Origin of the sequence: Mesorhizobium maamorense (assembly GCF_044998965.1) — a bacterium.
Lineage (GTDB): Bacteria > Pseudomonadota > Alphaproteobacteria > Rhizobiales > Rhizobiaceae > Mesorhizobium.
This window is the reverse complement of record NZ_CP173356.1, coordinates 3,895,444-3,916,807: the sequence shown is the minus strand read 5'-3', so window position 1 is coordinate 3,916,807 and position 21,364 is coordinate 3,895,444. Positions and strand designations below refer to the sequence as shown.

The 21,364-nt window shown below is 58.3% G+C and carries 15 protein-coding genes; 2 read left to right on the top strand and 13 right to left on the bottom strand.

What is annotated here, in order from left to right:
• Positions 1–27: 27 nt before the first annotated feature.
• Genes ACIU1A_RS19670 through ACIU1A_RS19660 form a run of 3 tightly spaced genes read right to left on the bottom strand, consistent with a single transcriptional unit; the run spans position 28 to position 3,660 of the window.
• Positions 28–336: a hypothetical protein gene (locus ACIU1A_RS19670; RefSeq protein ID WP_404925056.1), complete on the bottom strand. Its 309-nt coding sequence runs from the start codon at positions 334–336 to the stop codon at positions 28–30.
• Between the two features lie 10 nt (positions 337–346).
• Complete coding sequence (locus ACIU1A_RS19665) at positions 347–1,483, bottom strand: hypothetical protein (RefSeq protein WP_404925055.1); 1,137 nt, start codon at positions 1,481–1,483, stop codon at positions 347–349.
• Between the two features lie 20 nt (positions 1,484–1,503).
• Positions 1,504–3,660 carry an SDR family NAD(P)-dependent oxidoreductase gene (locus tag ACIU1A_RS19660; RefSeq protein WP_404925054.1) on the bottom strand — a complete coding sequence of 719 codons (2,157 nt, stop codon included), beginning with the start codon at positions 3,658–3,660 and terminating at the stop codon, positions 1,504–1,506.
• A 436-nt stretch (positions 3,661–4,096) separates the two neighbouring features.
• On the opposite strand from ACIU1A_RS19660, the gene ACIU1A_RS19655 reads away from it, so the two are divergent.
• Positions 4,097–4,975 carry a sulfotransferase domain-containing protein gene (locus ACIU1A_RS19655; RefSeq protein WP_140633010.1) on the top strand — a complete coding sequence of 293 codons (879 nt, stop codon included), beginning with the start codon at positions 4,097–4,099 and terminating at the stop codon, positions 4,973–4,975.
• 97 nt (positions 4,976–5,072) lie between these two features.
• Here the strand turns inward: ACIU1A_RS19655 and ACIU1A_RS19650 are convergent, their stop codons facing one another.
• The 8 genes from ACIU1A_RS19650 to ACIU1A_RS19615 form a co-directional block, all read right to left on the bottom strand.
• A complete protein-coding gene (locus ACIU1A_RS19650) occupies positions 5,073–7,271 on the bottom strand; it encodes an acyltransferase family protein (protein WP_404925053.1) in 2,199 nt (732 codons plus the stop codon).
• 155 nt (positions 7,272–7,426) lie between these two features.
• The gene (locus ACIU1A_RS19645) at positions 7,427–8,644 is read right to left on the bottom strand and encodes a glycosyltransferase family 4 protein (protein WP_140633003.1); all 1,218 of its coding nucleotides are present in this window, start codon (positions 8,642–8,644) and stop codon (positions 7,427–7,429) included.
• Between the two features lie 6 nt (positions 8,645–8,650).
• A complete protein-coding gene (gene cysN / locus ACIU1A_RS19640) occupies positions 8,651–10,540 on the bottom strand; it encodes a sulfate adenylyltransferase subunit CysN (protein ID WP_404927972.1) in 1,890 nt (629 codons plus the stop codon).
• A gap of 41 nt (positions 10,541–10,581) precedes the next feature.
• A complete protein-coding gene (cysD, locus tag ACIU1A_RS19635; protein ID WP_404925052.1) occupies positions 10,582–11,577 on the bottom strand; it encodes a sulfate adenylyltransferase subunit CysD in 996 nt (331 codons plus the stop codon).
• Entirely contained in the window at positions 11,578–12,981 is a 1,404-nt protein-coding gene (locus ACIU1A_RS19630) for a lipopolysaccharide biosynthesis protein (protein ID WP_224519136.1), read from the bottom strand. It abuts the gene before it with no gap.
• 288 nt (positions 12,982–13,269) lie between these two features.
• On the bottom strand, positions 13,270–15,090 hold the full coding sequence (locus ACIU1A_RS19625; protein ID WP_404925051.1) for a sugar transferase: 1,821 nt from the start codon (positions 15,088–15,090) through the stop codon (positions 13,270–13,272).
• A 371-nt stretch (positions 15,091–15,461) separates the two neighbouring features.
• Positions 15,462–16,565 (bottom strand): glycosyltransferase family 4 protein, encoded by a 1,104-nt coding sequence (locus ACIU1A_RS19620; RefSeq protein WP_140525323.1) that lies wholly within the window; start codon positions 16,563–16,565, stop codon positions 15,462–15,464.
• Between the two features lie 17 nt (positions 16,566–16,582).
• Positions 16,583–17,566, bottom strand: a complete 984-nt coding sequence (locus ACIU1A_RS19615) for a sulfotransferase domain-containing protein (protein ID WP_404925050.1) — start codon at positions 17,564–17,566, stop codon at positions 16,583–16,585.
• 433 nt (positions 17,567–17,999) lie between these two features.
• Between ACIU1A_RS19615 and ACIU1A_RS19610 the strand changes: the two genes are divergently transcribed.
• The gene (locus ACIU1A_RS19610) at positions 18,000–18,926 is read left to right on the top strand and encodes a formyltransferase family protein (protein ID WP_140625476.1); all 927 of its coding nucleotides are present in this window, start codon (positions 18,000–18,002) and stop codon (positions 18,924–18,926) included.
• 30 nt (positions 18,927–18,956) lie between these two features.
• Here the strand turns inward: ACIU1A_RS19610 and ACIU1A_RS19605 are convergent, their stop codons facing one another.
• Positions 18,957–19,985, bottom strand: coding sequence for an NAD-dependent epimerase/dehydratase family protein (locus ACIU1A_RS19605; RefSeq protein ID WP_404925049.1), 1,029 nt, complete (start codon positions 19,983–19,985; stop codon positions 18,957–18,959).
• Entirely contained in the window at positions 19,982–21,331 is a 1,350-nt protein-coding gene (locus ACIU1A_RS19600; protein ID WP_404925048.1) for a UDP-glucose dehydrogenase family protein, read from the bottom strand. The genes ACIU1A_RS19605 and ACIU1A_RS19600 overlap by 4 nt, the downstream gene beginning before the upstream one ends.
• Positions 21,332–21,364: the final 33 nt, after the last annotated feature.

The following is a 21,364-nucleotide window of genomic DNA, read 5'->3' as shown; positions in this document are numbered from 1 at the left end:
ATGGCAAGAGCGAGCGATATATAGAAGCTATTTCGCCGGCTCTGATGCTTGCGCGGAGATGAAACGAGCGAGGGCGAACACGCCCTCGACGAAGTCTTCTCCCTCGATAAACCGGCCCTCAACCCAGCGTCCCTGGGTATCCTGACTGTCGACGAGCTGACGCACCTTTGAATTCAGTTCGCCAGTACTCAACTCATCCGCGGCACTGATCCACAGTCGTTGACGTGAAACTCTCTGCCCCCGCGTTGCACTCTCGAGCCGAGCGAACACCGGCTCGATCTCTGCACCGGTTTTCATGCCGTAGTGTTTCAGGAGGTCCATGTCGTCGAACGTCACTTGGCCGCCCTCATCGATGTAAAGCGGCCGGTTGGTGTTGAGTTCGTAGAAACGTGCCCAACTGCCGTCGGACAGGCGCGCCGCCTGTAGCCAGGTGGCTTGCAGTCGTCGCCGCGTGCAGCAACCGCACATCCCTGTTTTGCTCGTTCAACTCGATCAGGTAATCGATATTGCCGGCGGTTTCGCGCGAGACGACCGCTGGCGGCTCAAACCTGCGTCCCCAAACCGGCTGCATGGAACGATCGTAACCCTGAGCCCAGCCCTGTTGTGGCGCGGGCAACTGGGCTGCAAGGAGAAAATCACCGACCTTCTCTGCCGTCTTGAGATATGCGGGATCGTGATATGTGCGGTAGGCGTTGAGAAAGAGACGACCCATATCGCGGGGAAGATTGTCATTGATGATGAAATAGGGCGGACGATCAGGCTTCTGCCACTCGTGAGACCAACTGGCCGGAATACTCGCCTTGGCCGCAGCCTTTACATCCGCCCCAGGCGCGGCTCCCTTGAAGAAGACCGGGAAGGCCCCATTCGGGTATTGCACCCGCATCAATCGATGAAGCGCCCTGTCGATGCAGGAAAGGACGTCCGGATCCGAACCGCCGCTCGCCAGGTCGAACCACATCAGAAAATTCAGCACGCTCTGTGTGTTGTTGTCATCGAGGACAGTCTCGTTGCGTTGCGGATTGTCCTTGATATCGCGACAGGTATTCCCGCCCAACTTCAGTGCGCGGTAGCACCATGTCGCCGCCTTTTGCGGGTCGGTCTCGATCTTGTAAAACCATCCGCCGGACTCCAGCTGAGTCTTGACCAGAGCGGTTGCCACGACCTGGGCAGACTGAAGCCATTGCTTGTCGCCGGTAACCTCGAAAATGCGCAGGAACGCAGCGCCGACAGCCGGCGTACCAGGCGGCTGCACCCAGCCAACGCTCGCGGGCACGGTACCGCCCTCGCCCACCCTCTTTTGGCCGTCGAGGGAATATTTCCATACATAAGTTCCCGCTACACCGAGATGATCGCGGAAATAGGCCCCGGCAGCCTCGACCGCCTTCCGTGCCTCGGCCACTGTCGGCTGAGGTTGAGGCGCCCCGGCCAGTGCAGTGCCGCACGACAGCGCGACAAACAGAGCCGAGGCAATATGCCTTAGCACGGCAGCGCTCCCGCTGGGCCTCAAGCGGCCGCCTCGTGTGGACGCGTGGTTGCCTTGGCTGAACCGAGGATCACATGAGGCACGAATGGCGCCGTCACCGCCGCCGCAGGCTTGGCTTCCTCTCTGCGGTAACTGGGAAGCATATCCGCAACAAGATTTAACACTCCCTCAGTGTCGCCGGCCCTCGCCAAGCGACGCAATTGCGAAAATCCCTTGCGAAGCGTGTCAAGCGGCATCGCGTTGGGCACGGCGCCCAAGACTCCGGAAATCGGAACGTCGACACGTCTTTCGCTTTCGTCGAAGAGTTCCTCGAACAGCTTTTCTCCCGGCCGGCAGCCGACAATCTTGATCTTGATGTCCTCATCCGGCCGAAATCCCGCGAGCTTGATCATGCGGCGCGCCATGTCGATGATCTTGATTGGCGCACCCATGTCGAGAACGAAGATTTCGCCCTGTCCGAGTTTTTTCTCCAGACCATGGGCCGATGCCTGCAAGGTCAGTTCAACCGCCTCGCGTATTGTCATGAAGAAGCGCTTCATCTCCATGTCGGTCACGGTCAGCGGACCGCCGTGGGCGAGTTGGCGCTTGAACAGCGGGATCAGCGACCCGCTTGAACCCAGAACATTGCCGAAACGAACGGTCATGAAGCGGACGGGGGTATCGCCGGCGGTGAAGGCGAGGTCCAGGGACTGGCAGTAGAGTTCCGCTAGGCGCTTGGTAGCGCCCATGACACTGGTCGTGTTCACAACCTTGTCGGTGGATATCTGGACCATTGCCTTGGCGCCGCAAAGGCGGGTCGCTTCTGCCACGTTCATAGTACCGATGACGTTGGTAAGAATGCCCTCACAGGGATTCAACTCGACCATCGGCACATGTTTGAGCGCCGCCGCGTGGAAGACCAGGTCAACGCGATGGCGTCGGAAAATCTCGCCCAGGCGAACAGGGTCGCGTACGTCGCAGATATATGGCTTCCGGCGCACATTCGGGAATTTCTCCGCCAATTCCAGATCGATGGCGTACAGATTGTATTCGCTGTTATCGATCAGGACCACTTCGGTGGGGCCGAGCGCGGCAATCTGCTGCGTGAGCTCTCCGCCGATCGAGCCTCCGGCGCCGGTGACGACGATGCGCCTGTTTTCGATCATTCGGGACAACGCATCTTTATCAAGAACCGCCTGCGGCCTCTCCAGAAGGTCGGTAAGTTCGATGGGGCGCAAGTCGAAGCGACTCTGATATTTAGGATTGCGCAGTTCCAGGACCGGGGCGGGGCGAGAGACAGCGATGCCCAGACGGTCGGCCCGGTCGATCAGCGCTTCAAGCATCGGGTCGACGAGGCCAGGCACCCTTTCGGTGAAAATCACGTGGCGGGGCTTGATGCCGCGACCTTCCAGATCGCCGATGACCATGTCGAAGTCTTCGATGCTGCCCAGAACCGGCACGCCGCGCAGGAAATAGCCCTCTGTCGTTGCGCCATTATCGAGCACGCCGACCGGCCAATGGCGTGCATTCGGATCCCGCTGCAGCGCGCGAATATAAAGATCGGCCGCATCGCCTGCACCGATCAGCAGCACAGGCACCACGTCGCGTCCGTTTCTCGCTCTGTTCGCAGTCGGACCAAAGCGGCTTAGCTCAACGAGCTTGGAGCGGATGCGAACTGAAATAAGCAGCGGCACGAGCAACAGAAACTGGATCACTATCACCGAGCGCGGGATCGAATCGAGCCGTGTAGCCACAAACATCAGGAACACGAAGGCCAGCGATGTGACGAATGCCGCGCGAACGATACCGAGCATGTCGCCGACAGAAGCATATCGCCAGTTGCGGGTGTAGAGGCAAGTCACCGGGAAGACCACGGCGCATGTAAGCAGGAAGCAAGGGAGTGCGAAGAGCAACGAAGCGTGGCTTTCCGGACCGGTGAATTCTCCATCAAGGCCCAATCGCATGAATGAAGCAAACGACAGTGCCGCCAGCGCCAGGGCCAGATCGATGATGTAGAGATGAAGGTTCTTGCCAACGGCCTTGGCGCGCCCGGTCACCCGCCGGCGCAAGTAAGACAGCACATGAACAATCGTCCGCGGTTTGCTGACGAGACGGCCGAGAGCGATCGCAGTGGCCAGCAAAAGGGATTGGCCTCCCAGTGGACTGATTGCCTCAAACGGCTGATCTGACTGGCTCATTCTAGACCTCGACAAAGCTTAGCCGCCGCGCCCCAAGAGAGCGCGTCAAGAGATGCGGCTGTTTGAACTCGCAGGCACAAATCCGTGCCTGCCAGTCCCTTGCTCAATCAAGAACAGGTTGGCCTGCAATCGTTCGGATTCGAGGCTACGATCTTATCGCTGCTATGGGGCGCTTTACCCGCTTTCTAAGCAACACATGCTTTTGTGCATGTGGGGCTATCGGAACTGCAAGCGGACTTTGCCGCGTTAATCCAAAGAGGTACTCCCATCAGTCCGGGCCAGCCAGCTAGCTAGGTCTCGCTGCACCGACGCAATGGCTTACAATGGCGGAGATTAAAATGGTCGCTTGAGTTTCGGTCCGGCGGTCCCGTTCTTCGGGCACTTCATTGTTGACGCCGCCAATGCGCCAAACTCACGCTAGCAGAGGAAGCTTTCTATGCTCGGACAGTTGAAGAACAATCTTCGCGACGCTACCTTTTTCCTTGGTGAAGCCGTCGTTCCAAAGAAAATACGCTACTCGGGTCCCCTGGGAGCGTTGCGCCGCCAGATGATCTTTTGGTCGCGAGACTCCTTTGTGCTTTCATACCCGAAATGCGGTAGAACGTGGCTGCGCACCATGGTTGGCCGCGTCATCGACAAACACTACGGCCTTAACCTGCAGAATCCGATGGAAATCCAGCATTTCTGGAAGATCTCGTCGAACATCCCCTGCATTGGCTTTTCTCACGACGACAGCCCAAACCTTAAGCGTCCCAGCGAAATCCAGGCCGATAAGTCAAAATATTCAGGAAAAAAGATCCTATTTCTGGTTCGGGATCCGAGAGACGTGCTTGTTTCATATTATTTCGACGCAACGCACCGAATGAAGGTGTTTGACGGAACGATCAGTGAGTTTCTTGCCCAGGATGTCGGCAGCATTGATTCCATCATAGCGTTCTACAACGCTTGGGCGCACAACCGCGATAAGGTGAAGGCATTTCAAATGCTGTCCTACGAACATATGCGCCAAGCTCCAAAATCGGCGCTTCGCACGGCGCTAGATTTTCTGGGCATTCAGGGCGTGCCGGAGATGATCCTCGATGAGGCGACAACCTTTGGCTCTTTCGAGAATTTGCGAAAGATCGAAATGGCAGACGCTTTCGGCCACGAAAGAATGCGCCCGACGGACCAGTCGAATCCCGACAGTTTTAAGGTGCGCCGGGGTAAAATTGGCGGTTATGTCGACTATTTCAACAGAGACGAGATCGCTTACATGGATGAGAGAATTTCCAGCTCTTTGGACCCGTATTTCGAAATATACCACCGCAAGGCATAGCGTCGAGCTCTACTGCAAGGGAAGCCTTGTCGCTTCCGTGCTGGGACGTCGCATAAGACTTCCCGGTCGAAAAAGTCCACGGCTCTTCCTTCGCCTGTCATCGGTCATTTCCCCACCGTGCTTTGATGGCGTCCATGATCAAAACGTTGAGCTTGGACGCGCCGGTCTCGCTGAGATGGTTATCGTCCCGATAAAAAATCTGAGAGCCTCGATTGGCGAAACAGCGCTGTTGATCGCAGAAGGCCTTCTCCGGATACACACGCACGAGATTTGGATCGGATCCGACATTGTCGTATAATGCGTATGTCCGTTGCGTTCGCCGGCGGAAATCCCCGTAGGAAACCGAAATCGGGTCCGCCTGCATATAAGCTGCAGGATCGTTCTGGCGTCTGGCCCGCATGAGAAGCACCTGCGGGACGTTCCAACCCATCTCCGGGACAGGATAGACTAAGACAACTTTCACCCCGCGCTCCAGAAGTGTGTTTATGGTGCGGGAAATGGCCGTGGCGACTGCAGCCGGATCGGCGGGCCCGGTTTCACCCAGCTTGGCCAAATGCGGGTGATCGTCGCCCGGCTCGATTCCCCCCTCGCCATTGTTGTAACGGCTCTGCTCCACGAGAATGGGGAGACGCCACAAGAGCACGGCTATCGGTCGCTTCAGCCTGCCTATGTAGTCGAGCCTCTTGTCATTGTAGTCGCCTGGACAACCCGGTTGGTCCACGTCAACCCTTTGCAGACCGAGAAGAAATACGCAGCCGCCTCGATTGAGCGGTGTGAACGAGGCGATATCTCGGTAGTCATCGAGGCTGTCTCGCATCGGACCAAGCAGAGTGCGAGCGTGAGAGTCACCCAAACTAACAAGAGCATAGCCCTCGGGATTCGAGCCATGAAAGGTACAAGGACCCTGTTCAGGCGCAAAGTTGAGACAGCTCTTCCCGTTCTGAAAGATCTGAGCCTCGCGAATATCGGATGCAGCGGCAATCGGGGCCAGGCCGTCTGCAAAACGACTTGGCAGGCCATTTTGGACATACCAGTAGTATCCGCCCCCGCTGAGTAGTACGGCCCCTAGTGAGGCAATCAGCCATATAACGTGCTTGCTGGTTCGCTTTCTGCTACGGGTCGGAATCTCAACGAAGCGGTAAGTCGCAATGGCAAGTATAACTGACATCAAAATCCAAAAAAATACCATCATACCACCGACAGAATCGGTTGCGCTCATTCTGCCGAAAGCAAATATCGGCTGATGCCAAAGATAGAGGGAATATGATATCAGACCGACAAATACAAACGGTTGGGAGGAAAGCGCTCGTGTAATGGGATCGCCGTGTCCTGTATACCAGATAAGCAATGCCGTTCCTGCAACCGGGATCAGCGTCACAAGTCCCGGGTGGTGCCACTGCGGCCGCATCAGCGGCACCGCGCAGATCAGGAGCGCCAAACCGACCGCAGGCGCGACTCGCGAAGAGCGCATCGACACAAGCCGGCCGCCAGTCAATTCACGTCTTGCCAGAAACACCCCCAACCCTAGTTCCCAGATTCGGGGTGGCAGTAGAAAAAAAGATGCGTCCGGGAAATGCCGCGTCATCCACTCCGCAAGAATGAACGAAACGACGAGCCCAATGCACAGGATGGCTGTTAAAAATTTCCGAGAAAATTTCCACACCAGTAGAAGAAAGCAAGGGAAGATCACGTAGAACTGTTCTTCGACCCCCAAGCTCCAGGTGTGAATTAATGGACGAAAAAGATTGTCGGCTGCGTCATAGCTCGCAACATGCCAGAAATATAGATTGGAGGCTGAAAACACGGTTGCCAAAAGGCTCGCCGAATAGTCTCTAAAGGCACTCGGCAGCATATATAGCCAAGCGAAGGGGATCGTTACTGCTAAGACGGTATACAGCGCAGGTAGGATCCGTCTCGCGCGACGCTCGTAAAAATTGGCGAACGAGAAAGTCCCATCCATGACTTCCCGCTGTACAATCGAGCCAATCAGATAGCCGCTAATAACAAAAAAGACATCAACGCCAATAAAACCGCCCGCAAAGGGGTCAAGGCCCGCGACGCGAAGCCCTGAATGGTAGAGGATCACCAGAACGACTGCGATCGCCCTCAGGCCGTCAATTTCGCGGCGATATCCAACTTGACCGGCCGGGGTCGTGGCCACGATCCCACTCTGGGCAGCTCCCGTGTCTTGGTTCGCATTGCGAGCAGGATGATGGGCTTCGTACGGCAGACCTCGATCAATGCCGGGGGAACCATATGTCAATGGCGCAGCTGACTTTTCGTGAAACTCACTCATGTCAAAGGAGGCCCTTCCCTTGGATGCGTCTATCAGGATGCCGGCGTGCTGACGCTCGGATCGGCCTGAAGCTGCTGCTGCAGCCAGGTCGTTGTGCTTTTTGCGGCTCCGATGACAAGGAAATCGATGTGCTCTACCCGCATTGCGAAAATCCTTTAACCGCCGATTTCGCTGGTTAGGTCGGTCGCCAAGCCGGCTTTGCGGGAGCAAAGCGCCCTGTCATAGATCTTCATGACATTTTCGACATGGCGGTGCGTGCTGTAGGAGAAGAAGGCGTGGTCGCGGGCTGCATCGCTGATCCGGGCCCAGAGCGGCGGATTGGACAGCAACCGCGATAGCGGCTCCATGAAGGCCCCGGCGTCTTCCGGTGTGACCAGAAATCCGGTCCGCCCGTTCTCGATAGCTTCCGGATTGCCGCCATGATCGGTTGCAACCACCGGCGTCCCAAGAAACATCGCCTCGATAAGGGTTCGGCCGAAGGGCTCTCCCATGGCGGGAACCACCAGAACATCCGTTGCCGCGAGGAAAGGTTCGATCGGGTTGCGAAAACCCATGAAGCGCACCGTTTGGCCGAGCCCGCGCTCGGCGCAGCGCACGCGGGCGGCCGCTTCAAGATCTTGCGAGCCCGCGGGTGAATTCCCGAACACGCAGCCGACGACCGGGATTTGCGGATGCTCCCGCACGAAACGATCAAGGATATCGATGAAGAGGAGCGGCCGCTTTCGTTCGATCAGCCCGCCGATGAAGCTCAGGACGCGTGTTCCTGGTGCAAGGCCTAGCTCGTCCAGAAGTGCGGCCTTGGCCGCGATCCTGTCAGGCACAGTCGACGGATGGTCGAAGGGACTATGGATGACGCTGAGCCGTCCCTTGAGGGATCTGATCGGATGCCGCGGTCGCGAAAATCGCGACACCGTCACCATGCGATGCGCGATGAGCGGCGCAAGCACGTTAGCGCCCTTGGCGTCGGGGTCGCCGCGATGATGCCAAACCAGCCGAGCACCTGCCAGCCTCGCCGCAATGCCCCAATTCACATGCGTCCTGCCGTCATTGGTGTGAACGATATCGAACTTCTGCTCCTTGATGAAACGCCGCATGCGCGGAAGCGTACTGGTCAGATAGGTCATGACATCGCCGGGGATTGTTCCCTTTCCAGGCGAAGTCGTCGGCAGCGGAAAACCCGTGAAGGGCTGGCCCTCCATTTGCAGAAAGGCCGCCAGAGGCCCGGCCGTTTCCTGAAGCACCAGAATCGGAACGACCTTCGATGTATCGAGGTTCTGGATGAGCTTGAGCGCCGAGATGTGGCTTCCACCGACATCATCACCGATAAATGGAAAGCAAACCCGTATCGGCCCTTGGCTAGCTCCTCCAACCATCGCCTGTTACCCGGTCGCGGTTCCGAGGTAGCTGCCTCGTTCGAGGTAGCTGACGATCACTTCCGCGGCCTCCTCGGCGCTCAGATCCGGCGTAACCGTGATCTGTGGCGCTTCCGGGCGCTCATAGGGACTGCCGATGCCCGTGAAATTCTGGATCAACCCATTTCGGGCGCGTCGATAAAGGCCCTTCGGGTCGCGGCTTTCAGCGACCTCCAGTGGTGTGTCGATGAAGATCTCGATAAACTGCCCTGGGCCGAAGAGGTCGCGCGCCATCCGCCGCTCCGCCTGGAATGGCGAAATGAATGAAGTGAGCGCTATCAGCCCCGCGTCGACCATCAGCTTGGCGGCCTCGGCGACGCGACGAATGTTCTCCACGCGATCCGCGTCGGTAAAGCCGAGATCTCGATTCAAGCCATGGCGAACATTGTCGCCGTCCAGAAGGTAGGTGTGCCTGCCGATCGCATGGAGGCGCTTCTCCACGAGATTCGCGATCGTCGACTTTCCGGAGCCCGACAGGCCTGTGAACCACAGCACCACGGGCTTTTGACCTTTGGCGATCGCCCGCGCATTCATGTCGACATCCAGTGCTTGCCAATGGACGTTGTTCGCCCTGCGCAGACTGAAGTCGATCATTCCGGCACCGACCGTGTGGTTGTTGATCCGGTCGATGACGATGAACGCGCCGGTTTCGTGCACGTTAGAGAACGGGTCGAAGGCGAGCGGTGCCTGTGTCGTCAAGTTGACGAAGCCGACGTCGTTCTTCTCGAGGGTTTTTGCTGCCAGTTTTGCAAAATTATTGATGTCAACCCGGTGTTTTATCTGCGTAACGCTCGCACCCACCACGCTGGTGGCGAGCTTGATCAGATACGGGCGGCCGGGGATCAATGGATCCTCGTGCATCCAGAGCAGATGGGCCGCAAACTGGTCTGACACTTCCGGGCGCTCCGCCGCCCCCGCCAGGACGTCGCCGCGAGAAACGTCGATCTCGTCTTCGAGCGTCAGCGTGACAGCCTCGCCGGCCGCTGCCTCCGACAGGTCTCCGTCCTGGGTGACGATGCGCTTGACCAGGCTCGTCACGCCGGATCGTGCCACGACCACACGGTCTCCCGGCCGGATCACGCCGGCGGCGATGGTGCCGGCAAACCCGCGAAAGTCGAGGTTCGGGCGATTGACCCATTGCACCGGCATCCGGAAAGGCGCGCTACGGCGGTCTCGTTCCACCTCGACGGTTTCCAGATGCTCGATGAGCGTCGGGCCCCGATACCAGGGCAGGTTCTCGCCTTTCGAAAGAACATTGTCGCCATAGCGCGCCGACAGCGGGATGGCATCCAGAGACGCGAAGCCAAGCGGTTCCGCGAAGCTTCGATAGGTCGCCTCGATCTCGTCGAATACCGTTTGCGAATAATCGACCAGGTCGATTTTGTTGACCGCAAGGACGACATGCCGGATTCCGAGCAGCGAAACGATGAAGGAATGCCGGCGTGTCTGGGTCAGAATGCCCTGCCGCGCATCGACAAGAATGATCGCCAGGTCGGCATTGGATGCGCCAGTAGCCATGTTGCGGGTGTATTGCTCATGGCCGGGCGTGTCGGCGACTATGAATTTGCGCCGCTCCGTGGCGAAGAAACGATAGGCCACGTCGATCGTAATGCCCTGTTCGCGCTCGCTGGCGAGACCGTCGACCAGAAGGGCGAAGTCGAGATCGCCGCCGGTTGTGCCGTGGCGTTGGGAATCGCGGGTAAGTGTGGCAAGCTGGTCTTCCATCAGCAGCTTCGTGTCGTAGAGCAGCCTGCCGATCAGCGTCGATTTGCCGTCGTCCACGCTGCCGCATGTCAAAAATCGCAGCAGGCTCTTCTTCTCGTGGACAGCAAGATATTGCGAAGTGATCTCGTCCATCGAGGAAGATTCGAGTTCCGCGGTTTGAGCAAAACCCAGCATCAGAAGTACCCCTCGCGCTTTTTCTTTTCCATCGATGTTGTCTCGTCATGGTCGATCAGCCGACCTGATCGCTCGGAGGTCCTCACGACAAGCATTTCCTGGAGCACTTCGGGAACAGACGCGGCAGTGCTTTCAGTGGCCGCGGTGAGGGGATAGCAGCCAAGCGTGCGGAAGCGTACCGAGCGCATTTCGGGGGATTCGCCTGGGCGGAGCGGCAGACGATCGTCGTCCACCATGATCAACTGTCCGTCGCGCTCCACCACGGGGCGTTTGGCCGCGAAATACAGCGAGACGATGGGGATGTTCTCCCTCATGATGTACTGCCATATGTCGGTTTCGGTCCAGTTCGAGAGAGGAAAGACCCGGACGGACTCCCCTGGTTTCAGCCGGCCGTTGTAGAGGTTCCATAGTTCCGGGCGCTGGTTCTTTGGATCCCAGCCATGGCTATCGCTGCGCAGAGAAAACACCCGTTCTTTCGCGCGGCTCTTTTCCTCGTCGCGCCGCGCGCCGCCGAAAGCGGCGTCGAAGCCGAGCGAGGTCAGTGCCGATTTCAGCGCCTCCGTCTTCATGATCTGCGTGTAGGTCGACGAGCCATGTGTAAATGGCGTGATCCCTTCGGCCAGGCCGGCCTCGTTGCGACGCACCAGCAGCTTCAGGCCAAGCCGCGCGACAGTCTCGTCGCGGAAACGGATCATTTCTTTGAATTTCCACGTCGTGTCGATGTGGAGAAGGGGGAACGGCAGTTGCGACGGATAGAAGGCCTTCATCGCGAGATGGAGCATTACGGCCGAGTCCTTGCCCACCGAATACAACATCACCGGGTTGCGCAGTTCGGCGACGACCTCGCGAATGATATGGATTGATTCAGCCTCGAGTCGTTGCAGATGTGTGAGCGACGAAGGAGAGGAAGGCGAGCGCCGCTGCGCTGCAGGCAAAGTGACCAGGGCTTGAGGTGCCTGGGCTTGAGGCGCAAGAGCTTGAGGTGCAAGAGACATCTAGATCGCCTTTGAAGGGGCAAGACTTGCTTGGTTGAGAGCGTCCGCCGGCGGGGTTTGCCGGTCGGGATGATGGGCGGTCTTGAGCGCCTGTCGCAACGAAAGCGCCAGGCCGAAGGCCCACAGAATGCCCAGGACGATATGGGCAATATTGCCCCCCATCGCGCCGATCCGCGGGATGAGCAGGAGGGCCGTCACGTGGAAGGCGGCTGTGGCAACGACAACAATGCGCAACACCTCACGTTGCCGGCCCATGGCAAGCAGCGCCGAGCGGGCGGCTGAGCCCGAAAGCACGAACGTGACCGCCACCATCTGCACGATGACGAGGCTGGCTGCGCCTATGAACTCCGGTCCCGCGGTCCAGGCGAGCAGCGGCCGGATGAGCACCGCCACGACCAGGACGCAAATGACGCCAAAGCAGAGCAGCATGGCTTCGGTCTGAAAGATCACCCGCTTGAATTCCTCGATGCTGCCTTTTGCCCAAAGGCGGGCGACATCGGGATAGAGAACGTTTTGCACCTGCGGGCCTACTTGCTGGCCGACGCGGCCTATGCGCTTGGCGATCTGGTACAAGCCAGCCGAGGCCGGGTCGGCTAGCCACCCGACCAGCAGCGTATCGAGCTCTTGCGCGCTCGCGCGCAAGGTGAGTGAGATGTTCGACGACCACGCGAAATTCCAGATGCCAGGGAAGCGGCGTGTGATGCCGGCCAAAGGCGCGCCCAGGACATTGTGGACACCCTGCCTGTGTAGCGCGCGCATGGTCAGCGTCAGGAGCGCCAGGGAGCCGAGGATCTGCGTTCCGGCCCAAACCGCCGTGAAGTAAGCGAGATCGCCATTGAGCAGCACGCCGAGCAGACACAGCAATACGCGCAGAACGGCGTTGAGCAGCTGCCCATAGGCGAGGAGGCGGAAGTTGCCGGCCATGCGTTGGACAGCCACGGGGACGCCGGAAATCTGAAATAGCAGAACGCTGGAGTAGAGAACAAGAAGATGCACGATTTGCGTCGACCAACCGAAAACCGGCGCAATGAGAAGGGCCGCGCCAATGGCGACGACCCAGGCGCTGACAGCGGCGCCGACATCGATAAGCAGGCCGAACTTCATGAGGACGCGCAAATTCTCGTGGCCCTCGGATGCGTTCATGCCGGCTGCGTATTTGATAATTGGCTGCCACGACTGGAAGCTGACAACGCGCTCGACGACCCTTGTGAACGCGATGATCAATGCAAGCTCACCATAGTTCGTCACGCCAAGCGCTCGTGCTGAAAGCGTAAAGGCTACAAGCGCCAGCAATGAGCCAAGAAAATTGCCGGTCAGAAGGTGTGCGATATTGGCCAGGCGCGTGCGGCCCGCACTCTTGCGCCTGGCAGCTTGCAGCACCCGTCGAGCCAGTCTTCCGATCATCGCAACCGTAGCCAAAGTCGCCCCGCTCATTCTTGATCGGCAGTACGCGTCCCTTGGTCGTTCTCCGGGATTGTTTCTGCCGATGCATCCATCATCGGCAGAAACCAGAAAGCCGCCACGACCAAGTTTGGTCCTGTCGCAACCCCAATAAGCTAGGACCTGATCGCCGCTACGACCGATGGCCTACCCCATTAGCGGTAGCAGCTTCATGGCCGTTTTATCGCTAAATATATGCGGAACAAAAAAGTAGAACTATAAGACATACCGAACTAATAAAGAAAAAATTGCCTAGATATTTGGCTTTGTAAATTTAAATAAAAGCAAACGGCTCCATATCCTATTAATCTCCTCGGGATGAAGCACGACATATATGGTGCGCCTCTTTCGCTCTTGGTCGAGGATTGATCTAAGGTTGGATCCGGTAAGAGATATGCCGAAATCCGACGGGCCCGAATAGGCTTGGCCGAGCATGCGATCCAGCATCAACTCTCCCAAGGCCGGAGTGTAACGCGCAGAGCTCCAGTACCACCGCATCGTCTGATGACGATCGCCCGGATCCGGAATGTCTTCCATTGTAACGGAGTTATAGCCGCTAAAATCCCACAGTCTCACTTCAGACGTGGCTGTCTTGGATGCGTTGACCTGACTTACGGTATACGTCAGATCCACACGCCAGCGGTCGTAAACCGGGAGTAGCCCCATGGCCCTGAGTGCTTCCATCTGACGAGCATGTATCGGCGAAATGAAGAGCGTGACGTCTACTCCAGCGGCGGTGAGACGATCCAGCAGGTCATGCAACAGGCCGATTCTGGTGATGTCATAATCGAAGCTGCCGGGAGACGAAAACTCCGCCATCAACCGATTCAGCCTCTGGTCGGACACCTGTCTGTAGCTGTAATTATGTGCCAACATGATCTGGTGAAAACCGTCTTCCTTGTCGGTCTCCCGAAATCCAATGCTGTTGGCGTGCACCGTCCGCAAAGCGTCGATAAAGCTTTCGGGGGAGAACAGGGACCGCGCATAAACGATAGGCATTGGAACCCCGGCAAAGCCGGACTCCGGAAAATCTTGGGTTTCCGTTCGGTCCGCCTCAAACATGGAGAAATCGAGATTGACGATCATCCGGCGGGGTGCGCCGTGAGCCAGGGCGAACATGCCAATGTCATAGAGTTCGACCATGCTCGCATGCGGAACCGCGGCATTGTAGGCCTTCAGCCTAGCTAGGCTCGGTCCGGCGGGATCAAGCCCGACGCGCGCCCGCGAGCCGCCGAGGATCAAAGTGTCGTAGTCGGTGAGCCATAGACGTAGTGAGCGCTCGGCTGTCGTACCGATCGAAAGGCGATGTGTCTTTTCGGCATTGAAATCAGGAATCTCCAGATGATGGTTGATCCCATATGGATCGACAACAAAAACGAAAGCGGCAGTCCCAAGTTCTAGCAGAATACCGATGGCTGCAACCCTTGCGGCCAACCGTGGCAGGCGCGATCCAGACGTCCTCAACGGCCCGCCCGACTGCAAAACCTGCGAGCCCATGAACTCGGGCATGGTGGCGTGTCCCGCGGCGCTGATCCCCTCTCGGGTGAAGATCTTGTAAAAGGTCAGGCAGAGAATTTTCAGGTCAAGTGCGAAGGTCCGGTGATCGACATACCAGACGTCCAGGACGAAGCGGTTCTCCCAATCAAGTGCGTTGCGGCCGTTCACCTGCGCCAAACCTGTGATGCCGGGAATGACTTGGTGACGACGCGCCTGCTCAGGGCTATAGCGGGGGAGATACTCCATCAAGAGGGGACGAGGCCCGACGAGGCTCATCTCACCCCGCAATACATTGATCAATTCGGGCAGCTCATCAAGGCTGCTTGCGCGCAGAAAGCTGCCAAAGCCAGTCAGCCTGTCAGCATCGGGAAGCAGCCGGCCATGACGATCCCGACGATCGGTCATCGTTCTGAACTTGATTATCTTGAATGGTTTCCCGTGCAGGCCGGGACGTTCCTGGCGGAAAAAAACAGGCCGCCCAAGAAGCAGCGCGACTGCTATTGAAAGCACCGCGATGAAGGGCGACATCAGCAGCAGAAGGCAGGCGGCACCGAGCAGGTCGAACGTGCGTTTCATGAGCGATGCTCCTTTCATCAGCATGCCTGCCGCGGCTCGCTGATACGTCCTCTGGCCAACCGCAAGGCTTCGTAGTGGTCAAAAGCCAAGCCACGCCACGGGACACAATCTCGAAAGTCTACATGTAACCTTGTGTCTTGAGACCGATCCCAATCAGGGACGATGTGCGGGCATTGCCTTCGCGCGACAGGTCGCCGCTTTTAGTTACATTGGCTGTAAAGTGCGCCTATCAAAGATCATTCTCCGGATGAACATCAGGATATGTGCGCCAGATTTGAAAACGCTCGAGGTGTTCTTGTCCGGCATTGGATATTTTTCATTCGTAGATCGCGAACCTGAATAACTGAGTTCGTGATCGATTGCCTTCATTTTCAGAATTTCGTCAAAGCGGAGTCCCATTTTTCCGCAATCTGCTGCATTGAGAACCGATCGATCGTTTTCCGGGCCGATCTACCCATTTTGTGGCGAAGAGCATTATTTCGCATCAGGCATGCCATCGCGGATGCCAACTCGGCAACATCGTCGACTGGTACCAGCAGACCCGAAACGCCTGGTTCGATGATTTCGGATGGACCGAAATCGCAGTCCGTTGCGACGACGGGCAGGCCTGCCGCCATCGCCTCGATCAGCACGTTGGGAAAGCCTTCGTAGCGTGACGGCAGGACAAAGAGGGAGGCGTCGCGCGCCCATTCGCCCGGACGCTCGGTAATGCCGGCAAGCTTTACCCTGTCCTCCAAATCCAACGCATCGATCTGACGTTGAAGAAGAACCCGATCAGGTCCCTCGCCGAAGATTGTCAACGCCCATGCCGGAAATTCGCTGGCGACTTTAGCAAACGCCTTTATCAGCGTGTCGAAGCCTTTCTGTTCCACCAGGCGTCCGACGGCGACCAGGCGAAACATCTCATTGCCATGGTCTTTGTAGGCATCGGTCGCCTCGCACGGATTTCCGATGACCTCGCAAGGATTTCCGATAACGTGGGCTTTTTTTCTGAGCGTATCCGGAAGCGTCTTGACAATCGCATCAGTCTGCATGACGAGCCGATCCGCCTGCCGAAGTATGATGCCAGAAACGAGCCGCCAAGCGGCGTGTTTTTTCTGCGCTTTGGGATTGTTTCTTTCCGAGATAATAACCCGGATGCCAAGATTTTTCGCCGCCAGCAGGCAAAGAATATTAATCTTTGTTAGAAATGAAACGATCAGAGTGGGCTGAAGCTGCTTGAATTCCGCGCGCAACACGACCACGCGCCGCAAGCTGCGGACAAATCCGAGTTTCGAAAGCCGCGAAGCTCCATCCTCTACAAGTCTGTGGACGGTGACCTTCGGGTGCAGGGCAAAATAGCTCTTGTCTTGCTCTCCCACGAAAGCAAATAGATGGACTTCATCTCCGCGCCTGCATCGATCTGCGGCAAGCAGACTGACGACGCGCTCCGTCCCTCCTGCACCCAGGCCCGCCTGCACAATCGCAAGTCGCATTTACTCCCCTCTTAACGTCAGGACGTCGATGGATTATTTCCATACTTCTCGGCGATCTCCGCCAAGTTGCTGCATGGATTGGTGGAAAGGGATTCGACGACAGGAAGATCTCTCTTGATCGTCTCGCCTTGGCCGTGTTCATCCATGAATTGGCGGCGAAGTTCATACCAGCCGCATGCGAGCCGCGTTCCGCCACGGGCAAGCAGTTCGATCGCGGCTGGAGTTAGCCAGTCGATGCAGGTCTGCTCAATGAGTTCGGCTTGCGCATCACTAAGATGATCGGAAAAGCCGCCGACCTTGCCGGGACGCGCATGCTGGCTTTCGCCATCGTGGGTCGCTAGGCCGCCCGCCATCTCATGCTCACGCATTACATCGAAACGCGAGGCGTCGATAGAATCCTGAAGCGCGCGCACGGACGGTGTGTGGCCGAGAAATCTCAGGATACGCGTGCAGGCACCCATAGGGTCTTCCGTCAGTTCCCCATAGCCCAATACTGCACTTACGTGATGCTTTAGACCTCTACCCCAATCATTCAGATATACTATCAGAGCCGGCAGGCCTTGTTCGCGATCGGCAATGAACGCGTCCATGGTGCCTTCGAAACAGCGTTTGTGACGTGTGGCATCGAAATAAGCTGACACGATTACGTCGCGCGGATCTCGAGTCATGAAGATGATGGGTCGGTTGAGAAAAAGCGAGCGTCTATAGGTGAGGTGCGAAACCAGGACGAGCGGCACACGATGGCGCTCATCTGTGTAACGAAAAGCCGGGATGCCCCTCGTCGGATCGAGATCGAAATCCGGAAGAACCTCGAACATTGGCGAAAGATGGACATTTTCGCCGTTGGCGTGGCGACGAAAGTATTCCGAAAGGATATGTCTAAGCTGGGTTGCTCCAGATTCGGGATAGGAGACAAGAAACGCGTCTGCGCCCGACGCAGCCCAGGTCATCCTGATCCGGGCGTCGATCTTATGCAATGTCAGACGGGTGGTCGTCAGCATGGTGACAGGTCTTCAGTCCTTGGGGATCGTAGCGCAGCATGTATGACGTCGCAGTCGAAGGACGCGATGGGCGGGCTGCCGGCCATGGCCTTGAGTGGTACCGCGCAATCTTCGTAGCGGGACGAAAGCACAAATGCGTCGGCGTCCAGAAAGCAGGATCGCGATGCGTAGCAGATCAGATCCGCCCTTCCCGACTGTAGTGGCGCTGCGATCCAGAAATGCCAAGCCGGCGAAGCTGTCCATCGCGTATTCCAATCCCGCTGTCGCAACCCCTAAATACCCAGCTTTCTTTGAAGGGACGAGTTGCACATAGGGATGCATCGCCGGCTGCCGTTTACCTCTAAAGGAGGACTTGGGCGCAGAAACGAAGCAGACAATAGAAGAGATCTGTGTCCATCTATCGCTCACGCCGGTGAGTTGGAGCCTTGAATTCATGCGCATAGCCTTTGTCGGTGCGGTGGAGGGATCTCGGGTCGCATTCGATGCCCTTGTCGAAGCTGGCATGACGCCTTCGCTGCTTGTCACCCTTGCGGGCGAAGCTTCCAAACGCCATTCCGATTTCGTCGATCTGGCGGGGCCGGCACGTCTGGCCGGGGCCGCGGTCCACCTGACCAAGGACATCAATGCGCCCGACACGATCGACAGGCTCGAAGCCGAGCGGCCCGATTTGACGATGGTGGTCGGCTGGTCGCAAATCTGCCGCGGCGAATTTCGCTCGGTCGCCCGATATGGCTCGATCGGCTTTCACCCGGCGCCGTTACCGCGTTTTCGGGGCAGGGCGGTGATCCCCTGGACGATCATTGCGAATGAAAAGGAGACGGGTTCGACTTTCTTCCGGCTCGACGAGGGTGTCGACAGTGGCCCTATCGTCCTCCAGAAGCTTTTTGCCGTGGCACCGGACGAGACCGCGCGCTCGCTCTACGACAAGCACAAGCAGGCCCTGCTCGAGATGACGCCGCTTGTCGTTTCGGCGATAAGTCGTGACAAGGCCGTGGGCGTCGCGCAGGACGAATCCCTTGCCAGCTATTGCGCAAAGCGCACGGCCGACGACGGAATGATCGACTGGAGCGATGCCGCCGAGAATGTCCTTCGCTTCGTCCGCGCCGTCGGCGATCCCTATCCGGGCGCCTTCACTTTCACTGCCGGTGCCAAGATCGTGATCGACAAGGCGCGCATGTTTGCCCCGCCTGGGCGCCATATCGGGCTGACCGGCCAGGTCCAAACTCATACCGACAGCGGCTTTACAGTGCTTTGTGGAGACGGAGCCGCCATTGAGGTGACATCCTGGTATGGCGAAAGGCCCAGGATACATGCCAAGCTGGCCTCGGCAGGACCAACCTGTGTCGCGCCAAGGACCTAGGCGCCTGCACGGAGCACAGGTCTGCGCGCTTCAGGCGGCGATTGTCGGCCGCGACGGCCGTTCTTCCAGATACCAGCGTACGAAGGCGGTCACCCCGTCCTCGACGCTGGTGCAAGGGCGAAAGCCCGTAAGGGCCTCCAACAGGCGGGGGTCGGCATAGGTTGCCCGCATGTCGCCAGCCTGCATCGGCAACATCTTGCGGATGGCGCGTTTGCCCAGGCAGTTCTCGATCGTCTCGATGAAAGGCAGCAGCCCGACAGGCTCGCCGCCGCCTATGTTGACGACACGCCACGGCGCGACGGGTGACAGCGTGTCGACGACGCCGGGAGCGGACGCCGCGCGACCTGTCGCCGGCGTGCATTCGACGAGTCGGACGATGGCTTCGACGAGATCATCGATATAGGTGAAATCGCGCTTCATCAGGCCTTCGCCATACACTTCGATCGGACGGCCGTTCTCGATCGCGTCGACAAATTTGAAGAGCGCCATGTCGGGCCGGCCCCAGGGGCCGTATACGGTGAAGAAGCGGAAGCATGTGGTCGGCGTTCCGAAGATATGTGAATAGGAGTGCGCCATCGCCTCCATCGCCTTCTTCGTGGCCGCATAGAAGGTCAACGGCCAATCAGCCTTGTCGGTTTCGACGAATGGCATCTTGTCGTTCGCTCCATAGGCCGAGCTCGTGGACGCAAGGAGCAAATGCCGGGGCTTGAGCTCACGCGCAAGCTCAAGGACGTTGAACGAGCCGACGAGATTGCTGTCCGTGTAACTTCGCGGATTGTCGATTGAGTAGCGGACACCGGCCTGCGCGGCCAGATGCACGATCACATCGGGCCGGGCGGAGTCCGCGGCGCGGCGAAGGGCATCCAGGTCTTCCAGTTGGCCGATATGGGCGCGAAAGGCGTCGTATCTTTCAAGCAGGGCGTGTCGGGACTGCTTCAGGACGATGTCATAGTATGGCGTCATGCCGTCGAAGCCGGTGACGCGATGACCGTCGTCGAGCAGCCGGCGCGCAAGGTGAAAACCGATGAATCCTGCGGTGCCGGTGACCAGATACCTCATTCCGCGGCCGCGGCGAAAACTGCCTTGTCTCCGACCGCTCCCTCACCGATATTCACGTACTCGAAGCCGTGCTTGGAGATGTCTTCCCGCCGGTAAATGTTGCGCAGGTCGACCACCACCCGTTTCGACATCGTGCGGGACAGTCGTTCAAAATCCAGGGCGCGGAACTGATTCCACTCGGTCACGATGACCAGCGCGTCGGCGCCCTCGGCGCATTCATAGGCGCCTTCGGCATAGCTTACGCTTGTGCCGAGCACGATTTTCGCCTGTTCCATGCCTTCGGGGTCATACACTCGGACATGTGCTCCAAAATCGATCAAGGCCTGGATGATCGAGAGGGAAGGCGCTTCACGGATGTCATCGGTGTTGGGTTTGAAGGTAAGACCCAGCAAGGCCACTGTCTTTGCGCGGACATCTCCGCCGCAGGCAAATACGATCTTGCGCGCCATGGTGCGTTTTCGCTGGTCGTTCACGGCAACCGTCGTTTCGATCAGGCGCAATGGCGCGCCGCTGTCCTGCGCCGTCTTGACCAAAGCCAGCGTGTCTTTTGGAAAACAGGATCCTCCATAGCCCGGGCCGGCGTGCAGGAACTTTGAGCCGATGCGATTGTCGAGCCCGATGCCCCGCGCTACCTCGCGCACATTCGCGCCCACGCTCTCGCAGAGATCCGCGATCTCGTTGATGAACGTGATCTTGAGCGCCAGGAAGGCGTTGGCCGCATATTTGATCAGCTCGGACGTGCGGCGGCCGGTAAACAGGATGGGTGCCTGGTTGAGATAGAGCGGCCGATACACCTCCGCCATCACCTCCCGGCCACGCTCGTCCGACGGGAGGCCGATAACGATCCGGTCTGGTCGTTTGAAGTCGTCGATCGCGGCTCCTTCGCGCAGGAATTCCGGGTTGGAGACGACGGCCACATCGGCTAGGGGATTGCATTGGCGAATGATCCGTTCGACCTCATCCCCCGTGCCCACCGGCACCGTGGATTTGATTGCCACCACGGTGAACCCGTGAACAGCGGCCGCGATTTCCCGGGCCGCTTCGTAGACATAGGACAGATCGGCATGGCCGTCGCCTCGCCTCGAAGGCGTCCCGACAGCAATGAACACCACGTCCGCATCGGCGACTGCCGCTGTAAGCGTGCTGGTGAAGGTGAGCTGGCTGCTCGCGGAATTCTTGTCGACGAGGTCGTCGAGACCTGGCTCATAGATCGGCATTCTTCCGGCCTGGAGATCGGCAATCTTGGCCTCCGCCTTATCGACGCAGACGACTTGATGGCCGAAATCAGCCAGGCAAGCGCCCGATACAAGACCCACGTAACCCGAACCAACAATCGCGATGCGCATGTAACCGCCACTCTGATGATGACAACTGACGCG

Bases quoted from the DNA above. Each gene is read 5' to 3' on its own strand.
- ACIU1A_RS19660 (WP_404925054.1), bottom strand. From the start codon at position 3,660: ATGAGCCAGTCAGATCAGCCGTTTGAGGCAATCAGTCCACTGGGAGGC.
- ACIU1A_RS19655 (WP_140633010.1), top strand. From the start codon at position 4,097: ATGCTCGGACAGTTGAAGAACAATCTTCGCGACGCTACCTTTTTCCTT.
- ACIU1A_RS19650 (WP_404925053.1), bottom strand. From the start codon at position 7,271: ATGAGTGAGTTTCACGAAAAGTCAGCTGCGCCATTGACATATGGTTCC.
- ACIU1A_RS19645 (WP_140633003.1), bottom strand. From the start codon at position 8,644: ATGGTTGGAGGAGCTAGCCAAGGGCCGATACGGGTTTGCTTTCCATTT.
- cysN (WP_404927972.1), bottom strand. From the start codon at position 10,540: ATGGACGAGATCACTTCGCAATATCTTGCTGTCCACGAGAAGAAGAGC.
- cysD (WP_404925052.1), bottom strand. From the start codon at position 11,577: ATGTCTCTTGCACCTCAAGCTCTTGCGCCTCAAGCCCAGGCACCTCAA.
- ACIU1A_RS19630 (WP_224519136.1), bottom strand. From the start codon at position 12,981: ATGATCGGAAGACTGGCTCGACGGGTGCTGCAAGCTGCCAGGCGCAAG.
- ACIU1A_RS19625 (WP_404925051.1), bottom strand. From the start codon at position 15,090: ATGAAACGCACGTTCGACCTGCTCGGTGCCGCCTGCCTTCTGCTGCTG.
- ACIU1A_RS19620 (WP_140525323.1), bottom strand. From the start codon at position 16,565: ATGCGACTTGCGATTGTGCAGGCGGGCCTGGGTGCAGGAGGGACGGAG.
- ACIU1A_RS19615 (WP_404925050.1), bottom strand. From the start codon at position 17,566: ATGCTGACGACCACCCGTCTGACATTGCATAAGATCGACGCCCGGATC.
- ACIU1A_RS19610 (WP_140625476.1), top strand. From the start codon at position 18,000: ATGCGCATAGCCTTTGTCGGTGCGGTGGAGGGATCTCGGGTCGCATTC.
- ACIU1A_RS19605 (WP_404925049.1), bottom strand. From the start codon at position 19,985: ATGAGGTATCTGGTCACCGGCACCGCAGGATTCATCGGTTTTCACCTT.
- ACIU1A_RS19600 (WP_404925048.1), bottom strand. From the start codon at position 21,331: ATGCGCATCGCGATTGTTGGTTCGGGTTACGTGGGTCTTGTATCGGGC.